The 20801-nt window shown below is 68.4% G+C and carries 19 protein-coding genes and 1 tRNA gene; 3 read left to right on the forward strand and 17 right to left on the reverse strand.

What is annotated here, in order from left to right; all coding sequences use genetic code 11:
• Positions 1–28: 28 nt before the first annotated feature.
• Entirely contained in the window at positions 29–3994 is a 3966-nt protein-coding gene (locus tag AB0J95_RS00120; RefSeq protein ID WP_364750085.1) for a trypsin-like peptidase domain-containing protein, read from the forward strand.
• Here the strand turns inward: AB0J95_RS00120 and AB0J95_RS00125 are convergent.
• The 4 genes from AB0J95_RS00125 to AB0J95_RS00140 all read right to left on the reverse strand — a co-directional run bounded on the left by AB0J95_RS00125 (position 3933) and on the right by AB0J95_RS00140 (position 8232).
• Positions 3933–4769 carry an alpha/beta hydrolase gene (locus AB0J95_RS00125; RefSeq protein WP_364750087.1) on the reverse strand — a complete coding sequence of 279 codons (837 nt, stop codon included), beginning with the start codon at positions 4767–4769 and terminating at the stop codon, positions 3933–3935. The two genes, AB0J95_RS00120 and AB0J95_RS00125, sit on opposite strands and share 62 nt — an antisense overlap.
• Complete coding sequence (locus AB0J95_RS00130) at positions 4766–6433, reverse strand: SDR family oxidoreductase (RefSeq protein WP_364750089.1); 1668 nt, start codon at positions 6431–6433, stop codon at positions 4766–4768. Before AB0J95_RS00130 ends, AB0J95_RS00125 begins: the two co-directional genes overlap by 4 nt.
• Positions 6434–6541: 108 nt before the next feature.
• Positions 6542–7498 carry a dienelactone hydrolase family protein gene (locus AB0J95_RS00135; protein ID WP_364750091.1) on the reverse strand — a complete coding sequence of 319 codons (957 nt, stop codon included), beginning with the start codon at positions 7496–7498 and terminating at the stop codon, positions 6542–6544.
• Positions 7495–8232, reverse strand: a complete 738-nt coding sequence (locus tag AB0J95_RS00140) for a MerR family transcriptional regulator (RefSeq protein WP_364750093.1) — start codon at positions 8230–8232, stop codon at positions 7495–7497. The genes AB0J95_RS00135 and AB0J95_RS00140 overlap by 4 nt, the downstream gene beginning before the upstream one ends.
• A 19-nt stretch (positions 8233–8251) precedes the next feature.
• Here AB0J95_RS00140 and AB0J95_RS00145 point away from each other — a divergent pair, with 19 nt between their 5' ends.
• On the forward strand, positions 8252–8659 hold the full coding sequence (locus AB0J95_RS00145) for a hypothetical protein (protein WP_364750095.1): 408 nt from the start codon (positions 8252–8254) through the stop codon (positions 8657–8659).
• A gap of 59 nt (positions 8660–8718) precedes the next feature.
• A complete protein-coding gene (locus AB0J95_RS00150; RefSeq protein ID WP_364750097.1) occupies positions 8719–11073 on the forward strand; it encodes an HAD-IC family P-type ATPase in 2355 nt (784 codons plus the stop codon).
• Here the strand turns inward: AB0J95_RS00150 and AB0J95_RS00155 are convergent.
• From AB0J95_RS00155 to AB0J95_RS00215, 13 genes are all read right to left on the reverse strand, one after another.
• Positions 11041–11742 carry a zf-HC2 domain-containing protein gene (locus tag AB0J95_RS00155; protein WP_364750099.1) on the reverse strand — a complete coding sequence of 234 codons (702 nt, stop codon included), beginning with the start codon at positions 11740–11742 and terminating at the stop codon, positions 11041–11043. The genes AB0J95_RS00150 and AB0J95_RS00155 overlap by 33 nt on opposite strands.
• Before the next feature lie 37 nt (positions 11743–11779).
• Positions 11780–12157 (reverse strand): ankyrin repeat domain-containing protein, encoded by a 378-nt coding sequence (locus AB0J95_RS00160; RefSeq protein WP_364750101.1) that lies wholly within the window; start codon positions 12155–12157, stop codon positions 11780–11782.
• A gap of 259 nt (positions 12158–12416) precedes the next feature.
• A tRNA-Leu gene (locus tag AB0J95_RS00165) sits at positions 12417–12489 on the reverse strand.
• Between the two features lie 81 nt (positions 12490–12570).
• Positions 12571–13899 (reverse strand): NAD(P)/FAD-dependent oxidoreductase, encoded by a 1329-nt coding sequence (locus AB0J95_RS00170; RefSeq protein WP_364750102.1) that lies wholly within the window; start codon positions 13897–13899, stop codon positions 12571–12573.
• Positions 13900–13969: 70 nt separating this feature from the next.
• Positions 13970–14467 (reverse strand): hypothetical protein, encoded by a 498-nt coding sequence (locus tag AB0J95_RS00175; protein WP_364750105.1) that lies wholly within the window; start codon positions 14465–14467, stop codon positions 13970–13972.
• Positions 14464–15792, reverse strand: a complete 1329-nt coding sequence (locus AB0J95_RS00180; RefSeq protein ID WP_364750108.1) for a DUF58 domain-containing protein — start codon at positions 15790–15792, stop codon at positions 14464–14466. The genes AB0J95_RS00175 and AB0J95_RS00180 overlap by 4 nt, the downstream gene beginning before the upstream one ends.
• Positions 15789–16760: a MoxR family ATPase gene (locus AB0J95_RS00185; protein ID WP_364750111.1), complete on the reverse strand. Its 972-nt coding sequence runs from the start codon at positions 16758–16760 to the stop codon at positions 15789–15791. Before AB0J95_RS00185 ends, AB0J95_RS00180 begins: the two co-directional genes overlap by 4 nt.
• Complete coding sequence (locus AB0J95_RS00190) at positions 16757–17224, reverse strand: hypothetical protein (protein WP_364750114.1); 468 nt, start codon at positions 17222–17224, stop codon at positions 16757–16759. The genes AB0J95_RS00185 and AB0J95_RS00190 overlap by 4 nt, the downstream gene beginning before the upstream one ends.
• The gene (locus AB0J95_RS00195; RefSeq protein ID WP_364750117.1) at positions 17221–17868 is read right to left on the reverse strand and encodes a DUF4129 domain-containing protein; all 648 of its coding nucleotides are present in this window, start codon (positions 17866–17868) and stop codon (positions 17221–17223) included. The genes AB0J95_RS00190 and AB0J95_RS00195 overlap by 4 nt, the downstream gene beginning before the upstream one ends.
• 8 nt (positions 17869–17876) lie before the next feature.
• On the reverse strand, positions 17877–18374 hold the full coding sequence (locus AB0J95_RS00200; RefSeq protein ID WP_364750120.1) for a hypothetical protein: 498 nt from the start codon (positions 18372–18374) through the stop codon (positions 17877–17879).
• Positions 18371–19684: a DUF58 domain-containing protein gene (locus tag AB0J95_RS00205; protein ID WP_364750123.1), complete on the reverse strand. Its 1314-nt coding sequence runs from the start codon at positions 19682–19684 to the stop codon at positions 18371–18373. The genes AB0J95_RS00200 and AB0J95_RS00205 overlap by 4 nt, the downstream gene beginning before the upstream one ends.
• The gene (locus AB0J95_RS00210; RefSeq protein ID WP_364750126.1) at positions 19681–20154 is read right to left on the reverse strand and encodes a hypothetical protein; all 474 of its coding nucleotides are present in this window, start codon (positions 20152–20154) and stop codon (positions 19681–19683) included. The genes AB0J95_RS00205 and AB0J95_RS00210 overlap by 4 nt, the downstream gene beginning before the upstream one ends.
• Complete coding sequence (locus tag AB0J95_RS00215; protein ID WP_364750129.1) at positions 20151–20801, reverse strand: DUF4129 domain-containing protein; 651 nt, start codon at positions 20799–20801, stop codon at positions 20151–20153. Before AB0J95_RS00215 ends, AB0J95_RS00210 begins: the two co-directional genes overlap by 4 nt.

Consider the following 20801-nt stretch of genomic DNA (forward strand, 5'->3'; position numbering starts at 1 on the left):
CAGCCACACTACGGGGCCAGGGGGTGCGATGGCGGAGACGGCGATCGTACGGGTCTGCCGCGCCGACGGCAGCGCGGCCGGAACGGGTTTCCTTGTCACGCCAAGGCTTGTGCTGACCTGCGCGCATGTGGTCGACGGCGATACCGTGCGGGTGGAGTTCCCGCTGCTGGAACGGGTTGACGGACAACCGGTTGCGGCCGTGCAGGCCGAGGTCATCAGCCTGCGGCCGGCGCGGGAGGACGACAGCGGGGACACGGCGCTGCTTGCGATCCGCGAACTGCCGAGGGGCGCGCGTCCCGCGAAGTTGGCGGCGGACAGTGGTGAGTGGGACGACGAACTACGAATCTTCGGGTTCCCGCAGCCGTTCGAGCACGGGGTGTGGGTGTCCGGGCGGTTGAGGTCCAGGCAGGGCGTCGGGTGGAAGCAGATGGAGTCCGGCCCCGGCCACCCCGGGATCGCTCCCGGCTTCAGCGGGTCGCCGGTGTGGTCGGGCGACGTGGTGATCGGGATGACGGTCGCCACGCACAACGCCCCGGACGCGACAACGGCCTACTTCATCCCGGTCGAGACGCTCAAGCAGGCGCACCCGGAGATCACCGTCCCGGCACGCAACCCCTACCGCGGGCTGGAACCGTTCCTGGAGGAGCACGCGGACGTCTTCTACGGCCGCACGGACGCCGTCCACCGCCTCACCGAAGCCGTGCGAACCCGGCCCGTTGTCGTGGTCTCCGGGCCGTCCGGGAGCGGCAAGTCGTCGCTGGTACTTGCCGGGTTGTTGCCACAGCTCAACAGCAGAGTGGTCCGGTTCCGGCCAGACCCGGTGCTGCGGCCCGCGGCAATGCTCGCGGCCGTGCTCGTGCCTGCGCTGGACCCGGGGCTCAGCGAAGTCGACATGTTGGTGGAGAAGGAGAAACTCGCCGGACTGCTGACCGATCCCTCGCCGGACCTGATCGCGTTGCTCGCGCAGCGGCTGGATGGGCTGCTGGTGTTCGCCGACCAGTTCGAGGAGATCGCGGCAAGCGACCCCGATGCGGCGCGGACACTGTTCGGCCTGCTCATCGCGCTGGCACCGGCGTTGAGGACCGTCATCACGCTGCGGTCGGCCTCGCTCGACGAGCTGCTCACCGAGACCACGGCCGAGACCCTCGACCACGGCGTGATGCTGTTGCCGCCCATGAGCCGCAGCGAGCTGTACGCGGCGGTCACCGGCCCGGTCACGCCCGGTGCGTTCGAACCTGGCCTGGTGGAACGAGTTCTCGACGACGCCGGCCACAACCGGTTGCCCCTTGTGCAGTTCGCGCTCACCCAACTCTGGGAAGGCGGCGCGTTGACGCACGCCGCCTACGACAAACTGGGCAGCGTTTCCGGCGCGCTGGTCACGTACGCCGAGGAGTGCTACCTCAAGCTCACCGAGACCGAACAAGCCGACGCCCGCAGGCTCTTCGTCCAGCTGGCCGTGCCCGAGGACGACGGCTTCGCGCGCAAACCCGCCCGGATCGCGGACCTCGACCCAGAACTGAAGCCCACCTTGGCGAAGCTCGCCGCCTACCGGCTGATCGTCCTCGACCACGCGGTGGACGGCGCCGAGATCGCCGACATCGTGCACCAAGCCCTGATCCAGCAATGGGACCGCCTCCGCACCTGGCTCACCGAGGACCGCGAGTTCCGCTCCTGGCAAGAACAACTCCGCCACCGCCTCGACGACCCCAACCGAGACCTCCTGCGCGGCAGCACCCTCATCCGGGCCCAGCACTGGCTCACCGAACGCCCCCACGACATCCCCACACCCCACCGGGATTTCATCAAGGCGAGTATTTCCAGGCAACGCCGGGAGATCCGGACCTGGCGCACGATCACCGCTGTCATCGCCGCCCTGGCCCTGATCGCGGGCACCTTGGGCGTAATCGCCTGGCAGTCCAACCTGGACAACGAACGCCAGCTCCACTCCCAGGCGTCGCACCTGCTTGGCCAGGAATCGCTGCGCCAGGCCACGAACGATCCGGTCACCGCACTCCAACTGGCGCTCTCGGCCTGGCACAACGACAAAGGCACACCGGAAGCCTACGAAGCCCTGCTACGTCAGCAATTGGCGATGGGCTCGGCGACGAGAATCCATCACAACCTGCTCGACGGCACTTTCGCCGACTGGACGTCGACGCCGGACGGACGCGTCATCGCCATAGCGGCCACCGACTCACGCGGCGGCAGGAACCTGACCGTCTGGCGAGACCTGACGGAGAGCAATCCGGTGGGAATGCGGGTGCTCCAGTTCTCCCGGACCGTAGGGTTCACCCTGTCCGACGACGGATCAACCATCGCTGTCGCCGGCGAGAACGGCAGCCTGAATGTCTGGAACCTCAAAGACGCCACCGCCGCGCCCACCGTGCTGCGCCCCAGCGAGACCGATACGCGGATCAGCGCCGCGGCGTTGGTCCTGTCCGGCGATGGCTCACGGTTGCTCGAGAAGGCAACGGTCTACTCCGGAACTGCCGAAAGATCCGCGCTGTCCGTCTGGGATGTCCACGCTCGCAAGATCGACCGCAGTCCGGTGGTCGGCGGCGAGGTCACCACGCTCGACTTCGGGCCGGATCCCGGCACGTTCCTGACCGGATCGTCGTACGGTCCAGTACAAGTGATGGACATCGCCACGGGCGCGCAGATCCGTGCGCTGCCGGTCAACAGCCGAATCGTCCTCGGTGGCGCCGCGGCCGCTCGGTGCACAAGCAGTTCCCAGGCGGATGTGGTGGATGTCCGGACCGGCCTTGTCCAGCGAGTCCTCCCGGACAACAGCTGCGGTGTCCTCGATCTTGACGCGACCAGCCGATACATCATCGACCGCCGTCCGGCCCGCGACGGCAACTACCAAGTGGTGATCCTGACCGATATCGCAACCGGGACGCGGTATCAGACGAGCACTCCCGATATCGGCGGCAACACCAAAACCCCCCAGCTCGCGGTCATCGCCAGACCGGGCGCAACGCCCACGGTGCTGGCAGTCTCCGACCGGTCAGTGCTGTCCCTGCGCACCACCAAACCGCCTCCGCCCACCGGCAGGCTCAGCGCCGCCAGCCCGGACGGGCACTACGGCTTCACGATCGGACCCGGATCCTTCTCCCTGGTCGACCTGCGAACCAACACCGAGACCGCCAGGAAGCCGGATACCTGGAAGATCTGGAACACTTCCTTGTTCACTTCTGACAGCAGCAGGCTTGTCCTCAATCAGGACGACAGCCTCATTGTGCTGACGGTGCCGGACCTTCGCGAGGAACGCCGTATCGCCGCGAAGGACTACGCGGACTCCCGGTGCACCCCGCACTTCCTCGCGACCGACGGAAGCGGGCTGATCGTCCTTTGTGGAGCCCGTCTGTCCCGGTGGGATGCGAGCACCGGGGCTCAGCTTGACCGGCCGGACGACCTCCCCCTCGTGTACCAGGCGAACTCGCTGACTGCACGGCCCGGCCACGCGGACCAATTCTTCGCGCCTTCACCAGACCGGATCCTGCTCTGGAACATCCGCGAGCACCGGCTGATCTCGACAATCCAGCTCAACGGCCTGGAAGGCATCCCATCGTCTGTCGTCGCCGATCCAACGGGCAGCAAAGTCGCGGTATACACCGAACAGTCGATTCGTGTCTGGGACCTCGCTGCGAACGCGTGGCTGTACCGACCCATCTCACCGTCCACCAAGATCGGCTACATCCTGGGGTTCGGCCCTGCTGACACCCTGCTGACGCAGAACACCCCGACCGTCATGATCTGGAAGCTGAAGGAGAATGCGCTGTACGCGTCGGTCAACCTGCCCGGGGACGTACTTGACTCAGCCCGCCTGCACGGCGACCGCCTGACATATGCCGGTGACAGCACCCAGATCAACATCTCGCTCGACCCGGAAACCATTGTCCGGGACCTGTGTCAGGCCTCGGATCGCGAGGCTACGCAGGATGAGTTGCGGCTTTATCCGCCGGGGGCGTTGACAGACCGGCCTTGCCGGTGACGGACGCACAGGTGTCGAGGATTGTCTGGGCGATCAGGTCTGGTTCGTCGTGCATGGGGACGTGGCCGCAGCCCGGGAGGCTGACGTGGCGGGCGTTGGGCAGGAGCTCTGCGGCGCGGCGGGCCTGGGTGGGCCAGAGGATGCGGTCGCGGGTGCCCCAGGCGATCGTGACGGGGACGGTGGGGGGTGGGCTGGTGAAGAAGTAGTCGCGGCCGGCGGCGGCCACGGCGTCGAAGCCTGGTGCGGCTGCCATGGCGGCGAGGTCGCCGAGCATCACCTCCACCGGGACCCTGGATGGGTGTCCGAAGAGGAGGCTTCCACTGACCATCCGGAGGGGTTTGCGGTTCATCACCGCGGCTTGGGTCCGCGGCGAGAGTCTGCCGGTGGTGCGGATCATCGTCAGCAGGCGCAGGGCCCAGGCACGGCCGCGGGCGGAGGTCCAGAAGCCCGCGGGGGCAAGGGCCGTGACTGATTGGGCGTGGCCGCGGGAGGCCAGCTCGAGGGCCAGCATGCCGCCCAGGGAGTTGCCCGCCAGGTGTGGCTGGGTGATGCCCAGGGACGCGAAGGTTTCCACGGCCGCGTCGACCGCCGCTTCGACCGAGTAGGGCGCCGGGAGGGCTGGGGAGTTGCCGAAGCCCGGCAGGTCCAGGGCGATCACGTCATGGGTCTCGGCGAGCCGGTCCATCACCGGTTCCCAAGCCTGCCAACGGTGCCCGATCCCGTGCATGAGCACCAACGGGCTGCCCGAACCCCGGCGTTCGTAGTTGACGGTCATTTCGACACCTCCACCTTCCGGGCAAGCACCCGCATCACGCTGGGAGCGAACCGGTACCCGGCGAGCGCCGCCTTGGCCTCCACCGTCACCGGGACCACCGCCTTGTTCTGCCGCACCGCGGCCACGATCTCGCGCGCCACCCCCGAAGGCGGGAAGTTGCGGCGCTTGTAGTTCCGGGCCGCACGGTCGCGCATGGCTTCCTGCTGAGCCGCGGAAACACCCAGGAACGAGGTATTCCGCGTGATCGGTGTGTCCACGATGCCCGGGCAGATCGCGCTCACCCCGATGCCGTGCTTGGCCATCTCGGCACGCAGACACTCGGACAGCATCAGCACGGCGGCCTTGGTCGTCGAGTACGCGGGCAGCTCCTGGTTCGGGGTGTACGCCGCGGCCGAGGCGAGGTTGACGATGTGCCCGCCCTCCCCCGAGGCGGCCATCAGCTCACCGAACGCCGTACAACCGTTGACCACACCGAACAAGTTCACGTCCACGATCCGATGCCAGTCCTCAATGGACATACGGAACACCGATCCGTGCATGCCGATCCCGGCGTTGTTGATCACGACGTTGGGTACGCCATGCTCACTCGCCACCTGGGAGGCAAGCTCCGTCACAGCAGCGGTATCGGTCACATCCAGCTGGTAGGCGACCGAGCCGGTCAAAGCCGCGGTCTCCTTGGCGGCAGCCAGGTTGACATCCGTGACGACCACGAAAGCCCCGCGCGAGGCGAACTCCAACGCGGTCGCCCGGCCGATCCCACTCCCGGCGCCGGTGATGAACACGACGTCCCGGCCGGACTTGGCTCGGTCCAAAGCAGGCGCGGCCGGACCACCATCCACATGCGACACGAACTCGTCGACCATCCGCGCGATCACAGCGGGTTTGGTCAACGCCACCCAGTGACGGCCGACCACCTTGCGGCGCCACAAGTTCGGCGCCCACACCGGCAGATCCTCAAGCAGTCCAGGGGTCACGTACTTGTCGCCCGTCGGCGCGATGACCTGCACAGGCAGCTCGGTCCGACGCTCGCGAGGTGAACGCATCCGCTGGAAGATGTTGGCCCGGTACAGCTTGATCCCATGCACGGCATCGCGAACCCGAGGCGCGCGGGGAAGTCCCTCGACGCGGGCGACAACCTTGCCCGCACCCAGCCGCCACGCCAACGAAGGCAGCACCGGCAGGTGGAAGAACCCGATGTACCAGGAATGCAGCTGCTGGTTGAGCACCTTCAGCCGATGCCGGATCCCCCGCCGCCGGTTCCAATGTCCGATGTGGTCCAGGCACGGCCCGGAAATGGTGGTGTACGAGGAGATCCGACCCTCGGCGCGCGGATCGGTGACCGCCTCCCACGCCTGGATCGAGCCCCAGTCGTGCGCCACAACGTGCACAGGCGCGCCGACAGCGTCGATCACCGCGAAAAGGTCGTCCGCCAGCAACTCGAGCCGGTAGTCCGCGACAGCAGACGGCTTGGACGAGGCACCCGCGCCTCGAACGTCATACGTGACAACGTGATACCGCGAGGACAACGAGGAAACGACGCCGTCCCACAACGTGTGGTTGTCCGGATAGCCATGCACAAGCAGCACAGTCGGTTTGGCGGTGTCGCCCGAGGAGTAGACCGCGAGCGACACATCGCCAGACCGAATCGTCCGCTGTGCACTCATTGGCCGCTCCCGTCGTCAGTGACTACCAGGAACGTTACAACGGACGTTGTCATCGTGCCAAGGAAAAGTATTGTTTTCGCAGGTCAGACATGGTTACCGTGAGTAGGATCAGAGCACGTACTGTCGGAACCACCCGATCGTGGCGATCCACGCCGCCTCGGCCTGAGCGGCGTTGTACCGAGCCCCGGTGTCGTTGTGGAACGCGTGATCCACGCCCGGGAACACGCTCACTTTGTACGGTTTGCCAGACTTGCGAAGCTCCGCCTCGACCGAGTCCTTCGTGTCGGTGATCCGGGTGTCCTTCTCGGCGTAGATCGCCAGGACAGCAGCCGTGGTCTTGCCCAGTCCGGCCAAGTTCGACGGCGCCGGACCGTAGAACGGCACAGCGGCCTTCACGTCCGCCCCGGCGGCCAGGGTGTTCCACGTCATCCCACCGCCGAAGCAGAACCCGGTCAGGCCCAGCTTGGTGCCGCTTCCACCGCCCGCCAGCGCCTCCAGGGCCTGCCGGACGTCGGACACCATCTCCTCGGCCGGGCGCTTGGCCAGCGCCGCCGAGTAGGCCGCGGAGTCGGTGAGCTTGTCCGCTCCCCCGTCCCGCGACAGAAGATCGACCGACAACCCGTGGAACCCGGCCGTGGCCACGCGCCGGACGACGTCCTTGATGTGCGCGGTCAGTCCCCGGTTCTCGTGGATCACCAGGATCCCGCCCGCGGCGGCGCCCGAAGGCTTGGCGCTGTAGGTGATCAGCGGCGCCCCGTCGGACCCGCTGACCGGGAACGACGCGACCTTGATCCGCGGGTCGTCCTCGCGGACGGTGATCCCGTCGGTGGTCGGCTGCGCGGGCGGGGTCGCGAAGTCCTGCGGGTTGTCGCTGGTCCGCGCGGTCGGCGAGACCGGCGCGCCGGTCGGTTCGGTGCTGCATCCCATGGCGCTCAACAACGTCACGGTGGCGGCCGCGCTCCCGGTGATCAGGGTGACGCGGCGCAGCAGCTCCCGGCGGGTGATCACCCCGTCGTTGAAGTCCTCGATGTGCTCCTCGACCACATAACGCTCGAACTCGGTCATCGGCTGCTCCTGAGCAGGGCTTCGAGCCGGTCGCCCACCATGTCCGGGAGCACGCGCGCGGTCGACCGGGCCACTGCCGCGGTCAGCGCGGAGATCACGACCGGGGGCAGGCGGCGCAGCACGTCGGCGTAGTACGGCACCTCATCACCCTTAGGCAACCAGTCGTCACCCTTCGGATCAAGGACATAACGGCGAATCAGCCCGACCAACAGCGAAGCGACATGGTCGACCTCGCGCTGCATCTCGTCGGCCAGGGTGAGCGCCTCGCCCAGCGGCACGCCGAGTTTCACCAGCTCATGGCCCGCTTCCAGCAGCCTGGGACTGGGTGCGACGAAGCCGAGTCCCGCACGCCGCAGCAGTCCCAGCTCCAGTGCCTTGCGGGTGTTCGCCGGGGTCAGCTGCGAGCCGAACATCTGCCGGAGCTGACGGACCGTGATCGGCGTGGGCAGCTCGGTCGTCCATGGCGTGCCCATCGCCTCCTCCATGCCCAGCACGTCGGCGAGGCTGCGGCCGGACTCCCAGGCCGCCAGCATCTCGGCGATCTGCGCGAACGCGTAGCCGCGGCCGAGCATGTTCGTGACCAACCGCAGCCGGGCCAGGTGGGCGTCGGTGTAGATGGCCGTGCGGCCCTGCCGGAACGGCGGCGGCAGCAGGCCGCGATCCTGGTACACCCGGATGTTGCGGACCGAACTTCCGCTCACCCTGGCGAGTTCTTCGATCCTGTACTCGGCCACGCTGGCATGCTAGGTGCCCATGCGGACGTTGATCGCCATTGTGGCCAGTGTGGTGGGTGCCGCCGCTGTCGTGTTCAGCATGTTCCAGCCCTGGTACCGGGACCGGCAGGGCCGCCAGATCCCGCTGAACGAGCTGTGGAACGGGGTCACCTCGACCACCACGGACGTGATCAACTCATTGTTCCTGCCGATCGCGGTGTCGGCGGTGCTGGTGTTGTTCGGGCTGATCGTGGGCCGCCGGTGGGTGATGGCGATCGGCACGCTGATCGCGGTGGGCGTGTTCGTGGCGTTCCTCGGCCAGCAGATGAACTCGGCCGACGCACTCGCCTCGCAGTTCAAACAGGGCTTCTGGGATGCAGCCGGTGGGTGGTTGCTGATGCTCATCGGGTCCATCTCGAGGCGCCCCAGCTCGAAGGATGTCCCCTAAGGGGTGGTCCGCCCACAGACTGACGCTTTCGCACGCTTGCGGCCCCTAGTGTCGACGGCATGTCGGTCAATGCCCGAAATGCCCTGACTGAGCGTGGCCTGAACGCCGCTGACGTGGCACAACGCGTAGCGGCGGGCCAGACCAACGACGTGCCGGCGCGGGCCAGCCGGACCGTCGGGCAGATCGTCCGCGCGAACGTGTTCACCCGGATCAACGCGATCTACGGCGTGCTGTTCGCGATCATCCTGTCCACCGGGTACTTCATCGACGGCCTGTTCGGCCTGCTGATCATCTTCAACAGCGGCATCGGCATGATCCAGGAGCTGCGGGCCAAGAACACCCTGGAGAAGCTGGCCATCGTCGGCCAGGCACGGCCGCGGGTCCGGCGCGACGGCGTGGCCGCGGAGCTGCCGCCCAACGAGGTCGTGCTGGACGACGTGATCGAGCTGGGGCCGGGCGACCAGGTGGTCGTGGACGGGGTCGTGCTCACGGCGGACGCGCTCGAGGTCGACGAGTCGCTGCTGACCGGCGAGTCCGACCCGGTCGTCAAACACCCCGGCGACCAGGTGCTGTCCGGCAGCTTCGTGGTCGCCGGCGGCGGCGCCTACCAGGCCACCCGGGTCGGCAAGGACGCCTACGCGGCCAAGCTCGCCGACGAGGCCAGCAAGTTCACGCTGGTCAAGTCCGAACTGCGGTCCGGGATCGACAAGATCCTCAAGTACATCACCTGGATGATGATCCCGGCGGGCGCGCTGACCATCTACAACCAGCTGTTCAACGTCAACGCGCCGCTGGCGGACGCGTTGCGGGGCATGGTCGCCGCGCTCGTGCCGATGGTGCCCGAGGGCCTGGTGCTGCTGACCAGCGTTGCGTTCGCGGTCGGTGTGATCCGGCTGGGGCGCAGGCAGTGCCTGGTGCAGGAGCTGCCCGCGATCGAGGGCCTGGCCCGGGTGGACGTCGTGTGCGCGGACAAGACGGGCACGTTGACCGAGAACGGGATGTGGGTCTGCAAGGTCCGGACCTATGACGGCGATGTGTCGCACGCGCTGGCGGCCATGGCCCGCAGCGAGACCCGGCCGAACGCTTCGCTGCTCGCGATCGGTGAGGCGTACCCGGACGACCCGGGCTGGACGGAGACCGCGGTGGCGCCGTTCTCGTCGGCGCGCAAGTGGAGCGGGGCTTCCTTCGACGGGCAAGGGCATTGGCTGCTGGGCGCGCCGGATGTGTTGCTACCAGCGGAAAGCGCGGAACGGGCCGAGGCCGAGCAGATCGGGGCCCAAGGTCTGCGCGTGCTTCTGTTGGGGACCACAGATGTCCGCGTTGACACGCCGGACGCGCCGGGGAACGTCACTCCGGCGGCGTTGGTGATCCTGGAACAGAAGGTCCGGCCGGACGCCAAGGACACCCTCGAGTACTTCGCCTCGCAGAAGGTCACCGTGAAGGTGATCTCCGGGGACAACGCGGTTTCCGTTGGCGCGGTGGCGAGTTCCCTCGACCTGCCGCACGCGACGAACCCGATGGACGCCCGGAACCTCCCGGAGGACAAGGAGGAACTCGCCGATACCGTGGAAGGCCACGGCGTGTTCGGCCGGGTCACGCCCGCGCAGAAACGAGCGATGGTCGGGGCGTTGCAGTCCCGCGGGCACACGGTCGCGATGACCGGCGACGGCGTGAACGACGTGCTCGCGTTGAAGGACGCGGACATCGGCGTGGCGATGGGCGCGGGCAGCCCGGCCACCCGGGCAGTCGCGCAGATCGTGTTGCTGGACAACAAGTTCGCGACCCTGCCGTACGTGGTCGGCGAGGGGCGGCGGGTGATCGGCAACATCGAACGGGTCTCGAACCTGTTCCTCACCAAGACGGTCTACTCGGTGCTGCTGGCGTTGCTGGTCGGCATCGCGCAGGTGAACTACCCGTTCCTGCCGCGGCACGTGACCGTGATCGCGTGGTTCACCATCGGCCTGCCCGCGTTCGTGCTCTCCTTGGCGCCCAACAACGAACAAGCCCGCAGCGGGTTTGTGGCGCGGGTGCTGAAGCTGGCGATACCGTCCGGGATCGTCATCGGCACAACGACTTTCATCTCGTACATGGCCGTGCACGTCAAGGCGACGCCGGCGCAGGCGGGCACGACCGCGCTGGTCACGTTGATCATCGTGGCGTTGTGGGTGCTGTCGATCGTGGCCCGGCCGTACAAGTGGTGGAAGCTCGTGCTGATCGGCTTCATGGCGCTGGGATCGCTGCTGCTGTTCGTGATCCCGTTCGTCCGCGAGTTCTTCGAGATCGACCCCAGCGTCCCCGGTTACACCTGGACGGGCGTGCTCTGGGCGGCGATCGGCGTGGTACTCGTCGAAGGGATCTGGTGGATCCAGCGGGCGATCACGTCACGCCGCGCGGCGATGGCCGGCGGGGCGTAGCCAGGGCCGGCTGGGCCGTTCCTGTCGTCGGTCGTCGAAGTCCGCTGCGGTGTGGTCGAAATCGGTGTTCTGGCGCTCGGTCGGGGCCGGATCGCTGTCTCGCTTGTGCCGGCGTTGAACGAGATAGAGCAACGCCACGCCGACCAGCAACGGCAAGTGCGACAACACCCGCGTCCCCGGAACGCCGACTGTGGCCGCGTCGATGATCGAGAACACCGCCAGCGCGGCCACGAACACCGCGACCGCGGGCAGCAGTCCGGTGGCGCGCCTGGGTTGCCAGGCGGCGGCGAGCATGGCCAGACCGAGCGCGAGGTTCCAGGCCACGCCCTCGTCGATCAGGTGACCGGTCAGGATCGCGTGGTTGTGCACGTCCGTACCGAAAAGCTGGGCGACCGCGAGCAGCAGCTGCAGCAGACCGATCCCGGCGAGCGCGAACCGGACCACCGGGCGGCGCCGCGGCTTCGCCTCGGCCAGGACCGCGCCGACGAGATCCGGCGTCGGGGTGACCGGCCGGACCCGGACCCGCCGGGTCAGCAGCGTCGCGTCGGCATACCAGGCCTGACACTTCGGACAGATCGCCAGATGCTCGTCGACCTCGGCGGCGGGAACCGGTTCGGTCTCCCCATCCAGCCGCGCGGACAAGGCTTCCGTGCACGTCCCGCACTCCATGCCTACATAGTCGCGCGCGCCCGCGGCGCGGTTCCCGTCAGCCGTTGCGTTCGAACAAGGCGAGCAGATCTTCGCGGCCGAACATACGGGCGGTGTCCACGGCGGACGGCTGGCCCGCGAACGGATCAGCGCCCGCGTCGAGGAGGATATTCACGATTTCGTCGTCATCATGGAAAACCGCTCCCGCGAGCGGGGTCTGACCACCTTCGTTGGCCTTCCCCGCATTGGCGCCGAGCCGTACGAGAGCCCGGACGGTCTCGATGTGACCGTGGTAGGCCGCGAGCATCAGCAGGGTGTTGCCGCCCTCGTTGCTCAGGTCGACCGGCACACCCGCGGTGACCAGCGACTCCAACTCCTCGGTCGCACCGCCACGGGCCGCGGTGAAGGCACGCTCGTTGTCCTGTTCGTCCGCCACCCGTCCAGCCTGGCACAGCAGGCCAGGGCACCGGCAACCATCCGATGACCGGGCCTATTGTGGTCAGATAACGTTTCGGAAATGATTTGCACCGGGCGAATACGACGAGTCAGCATATGTGCGCCCTCCGTGAGAATAATACGGAGTGCTTCAGGTTGATCGCACTTTGTATCTCTTCCGCCCGGCACACACGGCGCCGGACATGAGAAAGGGCGGTTCACATCCATTGGTTTCATGGACATGAACCGCCCGGTCAACGTGCCCCCGACCGGATTCGAACCGGCACTCCAACCCTTTTAAGGGGCTTGCCTCTGCCATTGGGCTACGGGGGCGCAGGAAGCCTAAGCGTTCCGGCGCCCCCTTTGGGGAGGTTTTGCAACAACTCATCCGGCTGGCCCAGTGAATTGGTCCGGTCAGCTCTTGGCCGCACGCGCGAATTCGGTCTTCGGGTCCTGGATCTGGCCCATGGAGATGACCTCACGGCGGAACACGAATGCGCCCAGCCAGTCGAACATGATCCGGACCTTGCGGTTGAACGTGGGCATCCGCGAGAGGTGGTACCCCCGGTGCAGCAGCCACGCCAGGAACCCCTTCAGCCGGATCACGCCCAACACGTCTGAGACGCCCTTGTACAGCCCCAATGACGCGACCGAGCCGGCGTACTTGTGGAAGTAGGGCTTGGGCTTCTTACCACGGATCGAGGCCAGCACGTTGGGCACCAGGCGTTTTGCCTGGCGGACGGCGTGCTGCGCGGACGGGCTGCAGGTGGCCGTCGGGTCCTCCTTGATCCGGGACAGGTCCGGCACGCCCGCGTTGTCGCCGGCCGCCCACGCGTCGGACAGGCCCGCGACCTGCAGGTCGGCCGTGCAGCGGACCCGGCCGCGCTCGTCGAGCGGCAGGTCGGTCTGCTGCAGCATGGGGTTGGCCTTCACGCCCGCGGTCCAGATCACCGTGTCTGCGTCGAACTCGGTGCCGTCGTCCAGCACGATGTGCCCGTTCTCCAGGGTCTTGACCCGGGTGTCCAGGAACACCTCGATCCCGCGCTTCTCCAGGACCTTGACGGTGTACACGCCCATCTTGGCGCTCACCTCGGGCATGATCCGCCCGGTGGCCTCGACCAGCACCCAGCGCATGTCCTTGGCGCTGATGTTGTCGTAGTAGCGGATGGCGTAGCGGGCCATGTCCTCCAGCTCGGCCAGCGCCTCGACGCCCGCGTACCCGCCGCCGATGACCAGGAAGGTCAGCAGCTTGCGGCGCAGTTCGGGGTCGTCGGTGGAGGCGGCCAGGTCCAGCCGGGACAGCACGTGGTTGCGCAGGTAGATCGCCTCGCCCACGGTCTTGAAGCCAATGCCCTGCTCGGCCAGGCCGGGGATGGGCAGCAGCCGGGAGATGGACCCGAGGGCGGAGATCAGCACGTCGTAGGAGATCTGCTGGACGTGCCCGTCGATGGACTCGACCGTCGCGGTCTTGTTCGCGTGCTCGATCTTGGTCACGCGGCCGGTCAGCACGTGACAGCGGCGCAGCACCTTGCGCAGCGGCACGACCACGTGCCGCGGCTCGATGGAACCGGCCGCCGCCTCCGGGAGGAACGGCTGGTAGGTCATGTGCGGCTGGGGGTCGACGACCGTCACCGAGGCCTCGAGGGACCGTAGTTTCCTCTGCAGGCCCAACGCGGTGTACAGCCCGACATACCCACCGCCGACGATGAGGATCCGCTTCGGCTGTTTCTTGCCCTTGGCCATGCTTCTATGGTGACACCTCGCGGGCCGTCCTGCCCGGCGCCCCTGTCCAGGTGTGACCGGGATCGCGGGTTCACTGTGGACGATTCAAGATCAATCGTGCCGCCACCACCACGACCCCGGCCGCCGCGAGCAGCCCGGCGATCTCCAAACCCGTTGGCAGCACTGACTTCGGCGCGATCGCGGCGATGGCGGCCGCGGCGAACGCAGTGGTCTGGACCACAGCGAACCGGATGGCGGCCGGGCGCAGCGCGGACGGGTGAACCCGAGCAGTGCCAGGAATCACAGCGGCCAGCGCCGATCCGATGTGGACGAGGTGGACCAGCGGCAACAACACCAGAACGGTGATGTCCAACGGACTGTCGAACCGGATCGCCGCGCAGACGGCCGTGGTGATCACGGTCAGGCCCGCCGCGGGCGAGGCGGGCACGAGCGAGGCGACCAGACCGAACAGGCCGATCAGCCCGGCCAGTGCGACCCCGTTCGCCAGCAACAGCAGCGTTATCACAGCGGTGGCCAGCAGAACTGTGCCGCGCAACACCCACGCGGGCACTCCCTCGGACAAGGTCATCGCCGCCGCCCCCTCGCCAGCGAACGCAGCATCCCGGGCACCTGGCCGCCCCAGCGCATCACCGGAATCCCGTGCTGCCGCAACGTTTCCAGTCGCACGGCGTGCTCGGCCCGCAACACCTCGAGCACGGCCCGGCCATAGGGCTCACGGGCGGCGGGGACAAGTCGTTCGGGTAACAGATCCATTGCCAGCACACGAGTTCCACGTCGCACCACGGTGGCGGTGAGGTCGATGACGGCGTCGTCGAGGAACGGCGAGAACACGATCACCAGGGCGCCCGAGGGTGCCTGCTGGGGCCGCAGGATCGGCTTGGACGCGTACCCGACCGCGCGCGAACACGTCACCAACTGATGCCGCAACCGGAGCAGTTGCCGTGTACCGGAGCCGGGCTGGAGGCTCAGGTGCGGCCGCCCGAGGTCGACAAGCCCCACGCGGTCGCCCTGGCGCAGGTAGCTGGCCCCCAGCGCGGTCGCCGCGCGCACGGCGGTGTCAAGGCTGCCATCGGGTCGCACGGCCGTGCCGAGGACCGCCAGGGACCACTCACCGATGTTCGGCCCCACATCGACCCGGGTGTCGATGGCCAGGATCAAGGTCGCGTCGGCGTCCGCGTGGTACTCGCGGACATGCGGGGTGAGCACGCCGGTCGCGGCGGAGGCTCGCAGCGAGACCCGCCAGTCGATGCGTTTGAGCTGGTCACCGGAGTGGAACGGGCGGATGTCGCGCAGCTCGGTGCTGTCCCCGGGCCGAGGCGAGCGGTGCACGCCGACCAGCCCGGACGGCCGCGGCGAGAGCGGACCCGCGGGCAGCAGGCTCACCGGCGGCAGCACGCGCCGCCACAGCTCGACGCTCAGGTGCGGGCCGTGCACCTGCAGGCCGTCCGGCCCGGCGAACAGGTAGTCCGGCCGCAGCGCCACGCTGTCGCCCCAGCCCGCGTGCCGCAGTTCGGTGCGGACCTCACCGATCTTGGCAGGCATCAGGTGCACGCGGCCGACGCCGAGGGTCCCCGGCCGGGGCGCGCGCAGGGCGACGAGCTCGGCGTCCGGGTCCGCCTCGATGTCGAACTTCACCTCGACGCCCTGGCCGGACCCGACCGTGCCGACCGACTGCGGCACGCTGACGGTTGGCTCGCGGTCGAGCTTGCGGGTCGCGAGAGCCGCGCTGACCAGCAACGGAACGCCGAAAACCACCAGGACGAGTGAATGGGCCAGCACGCCGGCGACCACGAGCCCGGCACCGCCGACCACCGCGCGGAACATCGCGTCGGTGTTGCGCCACTGGCGTTCGTCGCCGCGCTTGCTCGCCCACTTGATCGTGGGCAGGCTCATCGCGTGCTCGCTGGGCCAGGGACCTTGTTCAGCAGCTCGGTGACCACCTGGACGCCGGTCGTGCCGGTGCTCCACGTCTCCGCTCGCAGTGTCAACCGGTGCGCCAAGGCTGAGACCGCACACTCCTTGACGTCCTCGGGCAGGACGTAGTTGCGGCCGTCCATGACTGCCAGGCAGCGCGACACGAGCAGCAGGGCCTGGGAGCCACGCGGGGAAGCACCGATCTCGACGGCCTGGTGGGCCCGGGTCGCCGCGGCCAGGTCGACGCAGTAGCGAAGCACGTCCGGGTCGACGTCGACCTGCTCAACGCCCGCTTGCAGGGCAAGCAGGCGTTCGGCGTCCACGACCGCCTTGACCTCGGTCTCCTCCTGGCGCCGGGCCAGCCGCCGGAGCAGGACCTCGACCTCCTCGTTGACCGGTGGGTAGCCGACGTCCAGGCGCAGCAGGAACCGGTCCAGCTGGGCCTCGGGCAGCGGGTACGTGCCCTCGTACTCGACCGGGTTCGCGGTGGCCAGGACGTGGAACGGGCGGGTCAGCACATGCGTGTTGCCCTCGACGGTGACCTGGCGTTCCTGCATGGCCTCCAGCAGCGCCGACTGGGTCTTCGGCGGGGTCCGGTTGATCTCGTCCGCCAGCAGCAGACCGGTGAAGATCGGGCCGGGGCGGAAGCCGAACTCCTGGCGGGCCGGGTCGTACAGGTACGAGCCGGTCACGTCCGCGGGCAGCAGGTCCGGGGTGCACTGCAGGCGCCGGAAATCCAGGCCAAGTGCCTGCGCGAGGCTGCGGGCCATCAACGTCTTTCCCAGTCCTGGCACGTCTTCCAGCAACACATGCCCACCGGCCAGCACCGCGGCCATGGCCAGCCGGACGGTCCGCTCGCGGCCGACGACCACCGTGCCGACCGCGTCGAGCACCGCCCGGCAGTCGGCGGCGATCGTCTCGACGTCTAGTCCATCGTGGACAGTCACTTTCCCTCCAGACGGCTGAGCAGCTCGGTCAGCCGGTGCGGGGACGGCAGCTTGGCGTCCCGGTCGGTCAGCAAGGTGTGCAGTTCCTGGCCCAGCACGGCTTTCGCGCGCTCGTCGGCCAGGCTCTCCAGGTCGTGGAAGCGCTGCCGCAGGGTCGCGAGCGCGAGCCGGTGCAGCCTCGGCTGGACGCGGCCGCGGAACCGGTGCTTGTCCTTCGCGGCCTCGTCCAGCCAGTTGGCCAGGTTGCTGGCCTGGTGCACGGTGATCGTGTGCTGCTGGCCTGGAACGTCGTGCCACGCCGGGGTTGCGACGTCGGCGGCCAGCAGGGCGACCAGGACCGCCGCCGTGATCGGGACGGCGATCAGGATGGCCCAGCCCAGCGGAATGCCCATGCCACCGACCGAGATCATCCCGGCGAACAACCCGCTCGACAGGGCGGCCACCATCGCGAGTGCCGGTCTCACTTGGCCTCCAAGGCGATCCGTTCGAGAGCGGCGCGAGCTACGGCCACGTCGTCCGCGGTCACCCGGTCCGCCTGGCCGAACCTGGCCCGCTGGTACACGGACTTGAGGTCCCGCAAGGCGTTCTCGTCGGCGTGGTGCTCGGTCAGCACGGCTTCGGTGAACTCACTGGGGGTCTGGTGCGGTTCACGTTCGGTCCCACTGGCCGCGGCCTCGGTCTCCAGGTGGACCCACGCGGCGATCACCGCGTCCGACGGCGGCCCGCCCACGTGTCTGTCCATTGCGGACACAGCGTCCTTGGTGACCTCGCTGAGCCAACCGGCTTCGCCGGACGGTCCATAGACGCCGACCCGGCTGCGTTCCCGCCTTCGGTTGCGCAACAGGCGAAGGCCGGAGATCGCGACGAGCACGAACGCCACCAGGACCAGCACGAGGACCAGCGTCAGCAAGGCGTCGATGATGTCCGAGCCGCCCGGTGGCGGGTCGGTGATCATGGTGACCGGCCCGGGCGTGTAGAGCTCGTTGGTGAGGTCCACGTCCGACGATGAGGGCGGTTTGGTCGGTATGCCCGATGTCCCCCAGGACACCATCGCGGCCAGCACCAACAGGGCCGCGAGGGCGAACAGCAACGGCAGTCTGGCTCTCACTCCCCCACCTAACGTTTCGTCACCAGGCGCGCGGCCAGGGCGGCCAGCACCGCGACCCCGGCCAGCCCGGCCACCTCCAACGCGGTCGGTGTGACCGTTGCAGGCACGATAGCGGCAACCGCGGCGATCGCGAAGACACTGGCCTGGACAACGATGAACCTCACGGCGGCCGGCCGCAGCGCGCTGGGATGCACCCTTGCGGTCGCCGGAACCGTGGCGCTGATGGCCGATCCAATGTGGACTAGATGGACCAGCGGCAGCAACGCGAGCATGCTCAAGGCGAACGGGCTCGTTCCCGACGTCGCCGCGCTCACTGCCGTTGCCGCTATGACGAATGCGGGTGCGGGGGACGCGGGTGCCACCGCTGACAGGATTCCGAACGTGGCTATGGCGAGTACGGGCAAAGTGGCGACGTGCTGCGCCCGCAGGAGCAGCACGATCAGTCCGACGGCGACGACGATCGCGCCTCGCAGCAGCCACACCGGGAAACCGGCGCCGAGCTTCATCGCCGCCTCCTGGCCAGGTTCCGCAGTGCGGTGGGCAGCTCGTCGCCCCAGCGGACGACCGCGATCCCGTGTTCCCGCAAGGTGTTCAGCCGCGCCGCATGTTCGGCCCGGACGATCGTGAGCACCACTTCACCCCACGGGTCCTTGGCCTCCGGCTTGAGCTGCGCGGGCAGCAGGTCGATGGCCAGCACGCGGACCCCGCGGCGAACGATCGTGGCGGTCAGGTCGACCATGGCGTTGTCCAGGAACGGCGAAAGGACCATCACGAGCGCCCCCGCGGGCGCTTGCTGGGGCCGCAGAGTCGGTTTGGGCGTCCACTCGGCAGCCCTTGTGCACAACACGAGCTGGTGCCGGAGTTTGAGCAGGTGCCTCGGCCCGGATCCGGGAGCCAGACTGAGCTGTGGCCAGCCGAGGTCGGCCAAGCCCACTCGATCGCCTTGCCGGAGATAGCTCGCGGCCAATGAGGTGGCCGCTTTTACCGCCGTGTCAAGAGTTCCCTTGTCGCGCAGGCCGATCGCCGGGGTGGCCCAGTCACCTATGTCCTGGCCGATGTCCAGTCTGGTGTCGAGGGCGATGATCAGGGTCGCGTCGGCGTCGGCGTGTCGTTCGCGGATGTGCGGGGTCATGACGCCGGTCGACGCGGCCGCGCTGAGCGTGACCCGCCAGTCGATCCTCCTGAGCCGGTCGCCGGGCTGGAAGACGCGGATGTCCCGGAGTTCCGTGCTGTCACCGGGTCTGGGCGACCGGTGCACGCCGACGAGCCCGGACGGCCTGGGCGGCAACGGCCCGGTCGGCAGCGCAACCACCGGCGGCAGCACGATTCTGGTGCCTTCCGTGCCCACGATCGGCCCGTAGATCCGCAGTGCGTCCGGTCCGGCGAACAGTCGGTCGGGGCGCAGGTCGACGCCCTCGCCCCAGCTGGTCCGGCTCAGTTCGGTGCGGATCTCCTTGGTATTGCCCGGAAGCAGGTGGACGCGGCCGACGCCTATGGTCTTTCCCCTTGGCGCTCTGAGCGCGGTCAGTTCGACGCCTTCGCCGGGTTCGATCTCGAAGACGATCTCGACGCGCTTGCCGGGTTCCATGGTGCGGGGCATCCGCGGCTGGCGGACCTTGGGTTCGCCCAGGTGCGGCAGGGCGATCACCGCGCTGAGCAACAGCGGCGCACCGAACAACACCAGCGTGATCGTGTGCGCGACCACTCCCGCCGCGATGAGCGCGACACCGACGACCACCGCCCGGTACATCGCGTCGGTGTTGCGCCAGCGGTCGGTGTCCCGCTGGCTGCGCAACCACTTCACCACCCGGTTCATCCGTTCTCCAGGCGGGACAACAACTCGGTGAGCCGGCGCGGGCTGGGCAGGGTGGCGTCCGTTGTGGTCAGCAGGGTGTGGAGTTCCGCGCCGAGTTCCCGTCTGGCACGGTCGTCTTGGAGGTCGGCGAGGTCGTGCAGGCCTGGGCGTCGCCTGAGCGTGTTGAGGGCGAGCTCGCAGAGGCGGGGCTGGATCCGGCGCTGGAACCGGTTCTGGTCGCGGGCCGCTTCGGCCAGCCGGCTGGACAACGCGGAGGCTTGGTGGGTGGTCAGGGATTCGTCGGGCCGCGGTACGGGGTGCCAGAGCGGAGCGGCCGCGCCTACTAGGTGGGTCGCCAGGAAAGTGCAGGCCGCGAACGGTAAGGCCACGACGATCGCCCAGAACGGTGGCACCACCACCAACCACCGTGCGGCCGCGCCCACCGCGACCCCTACCGCGACCGCGATCAGGGCCGCGCTCAACGGCTTCACGGCACCATCTCGATCTGTTCGAGCGCCCGGCGCGCCTCGGCGACATCGTCGGCGGTGATGTCCTCGGGGTTGCCGAACCTGGCGCGGTGGTACAGGGCTCGTAGGTGCTGGAGAGCGTGTGCGTTGGCGTGGTAGCGGGTGAGGACGGCTTCGGTGAACTCGCTGGGTGTCTGGTGGGGTTCGCGGTCCAGGCCGCTGGCCGCGGCTTCGGTCTCCAACTGCACCCACGCAGCTATCACCGCGTCCGACGGCGGCCCACCGCTGTGTCTGTCCATTTCGGACAAGGCGCGGCGGGTCGCCTTCGTCATCCACGCGGTCGGCGGTTCGTCCAGATCGGCGCCGACCAGTTTGGGCGCGGCCTGACGCAGGCGCTTGCGGCGTAAGCGGATCCCGGACAGCACATAGAACACCCCGGACAGCCCGAACAGCGCCATCACGCCCAGCACGACGATCAGCACCACCGCGCCATACGCCACCGGCTCCAGCGACGCGTCACTCTGCCTCGCCGTCCGCCCCAGCCCCGACCACACCGGACCGGAGTCCCGTTCCAACGTCCCCACCGGGATTCCCGACGTCCCGCGCGCCACAACCACGGCCAGCAGCACAAAAGCCGCTACCGCAAGCACCACCGGCACCCGGACCCGCAC

The sequence above is a fragment of the Actinocrispum sp. NPDC049592 genome, assembly GCF_040675465.1.
Lineage (GTDB): Bacteria > Actinomycetota > Actinomycetes > Mycobacteriales > Pseudonocardiaceae > Kibdelosporangium.

Excerpts from the sequence above, each read along its gene's own strand:
- AB0J95_RS00155 (WP_364750099.1), bottom strand. The coding sequence starts at position 11,742 with ATGGAGTGCGGGACGTGCACGGAAGCCTTGTCCGCGCGGCTGGATGGG.
- AB0J95_RS00135 (WP_364750091.1), bottom strand. The coding sequence starts at position 7,498 with ATGACCGAGTTCGAGCGTTATGTGGTCGAGGAGCACATCGAGGACTTC.
- AB0J95_RS00120 (WP_364750085.1), top strand. The coding sequence starts at position 29 with ATGGCGGAGACGGCGATCGTACGGGTCTGCCGCGCCGACGGCAGCGCG.
- AB0J95_RS00150 (WP_364750097.1), top strand. The coding sequence starts at position 8,719 with ATGTCGGTCAATGCCCGAAATGCCCTGACTGAGCGTGGCCTGAACGCC.
- AB0J95_RS00200 (WP_364750120.1), bottom strand. The coding sequence starts at position 18,374 with ATGAAGCTCGGCGCCGGTTTCCCGGTGTGGCTGCTGCGAGGCGCGATC.
- AB0J95_RS00180 (WP_364750108.1), bottom strand. The coding sequence starts at position 15,792 with ATGAGCCTGCCCACGATCAAGTGGGCGAGCAAGCGCGGCGACGAACGC.
- AB0J95_RS00205 (WP_364750123.1), bottom strand. The coding sequence starts at position 19,684 with ATGAACCGGGTGGTGAAGTGGTTGCGCAGCCAGCGGGACACCGACCGC.
- AB0J95_RS00170 (WP_364750102.1), bottom strand. The coding sequence starts at position 13,899 with ATGGCCAAGGGCAAGAAACAGCCGAAGCGGATCCTCATCGTCGGCGGT.
- AB0J95_RS00145 (WP_364750095.1), top strand. The coding sequence starts at position 8,252 with ATGCGGACGTTGATCGCCATTGTGGCCAGTGTGGTGGGTGCCGCCGCT.
- AB0J95_RS00125 (WP_364750087.1), bottom strand. The coding sequence starts at position 4,769 with ATGACCGTCAACTACGAACGCCGGGGTTCGGGCAGCCCGTTGGTGCTC.
- AB0J95_RS00130 (WP_364750089.1), bottom strand. The coding sequence starts at position 6,433 with ATGAGTGCACAGCGGACGATTCGGTCTGGCGATGTGTCGCTCGCGGTC.
- AB0J95_RS00175 (WP_364750105.1), bottom strand. The coding sequence starts at position 14,467 with ATGACCTTGTCCGAGGGAGTGCCCGCGTGGGTGTTGCGCGGCACAGTT.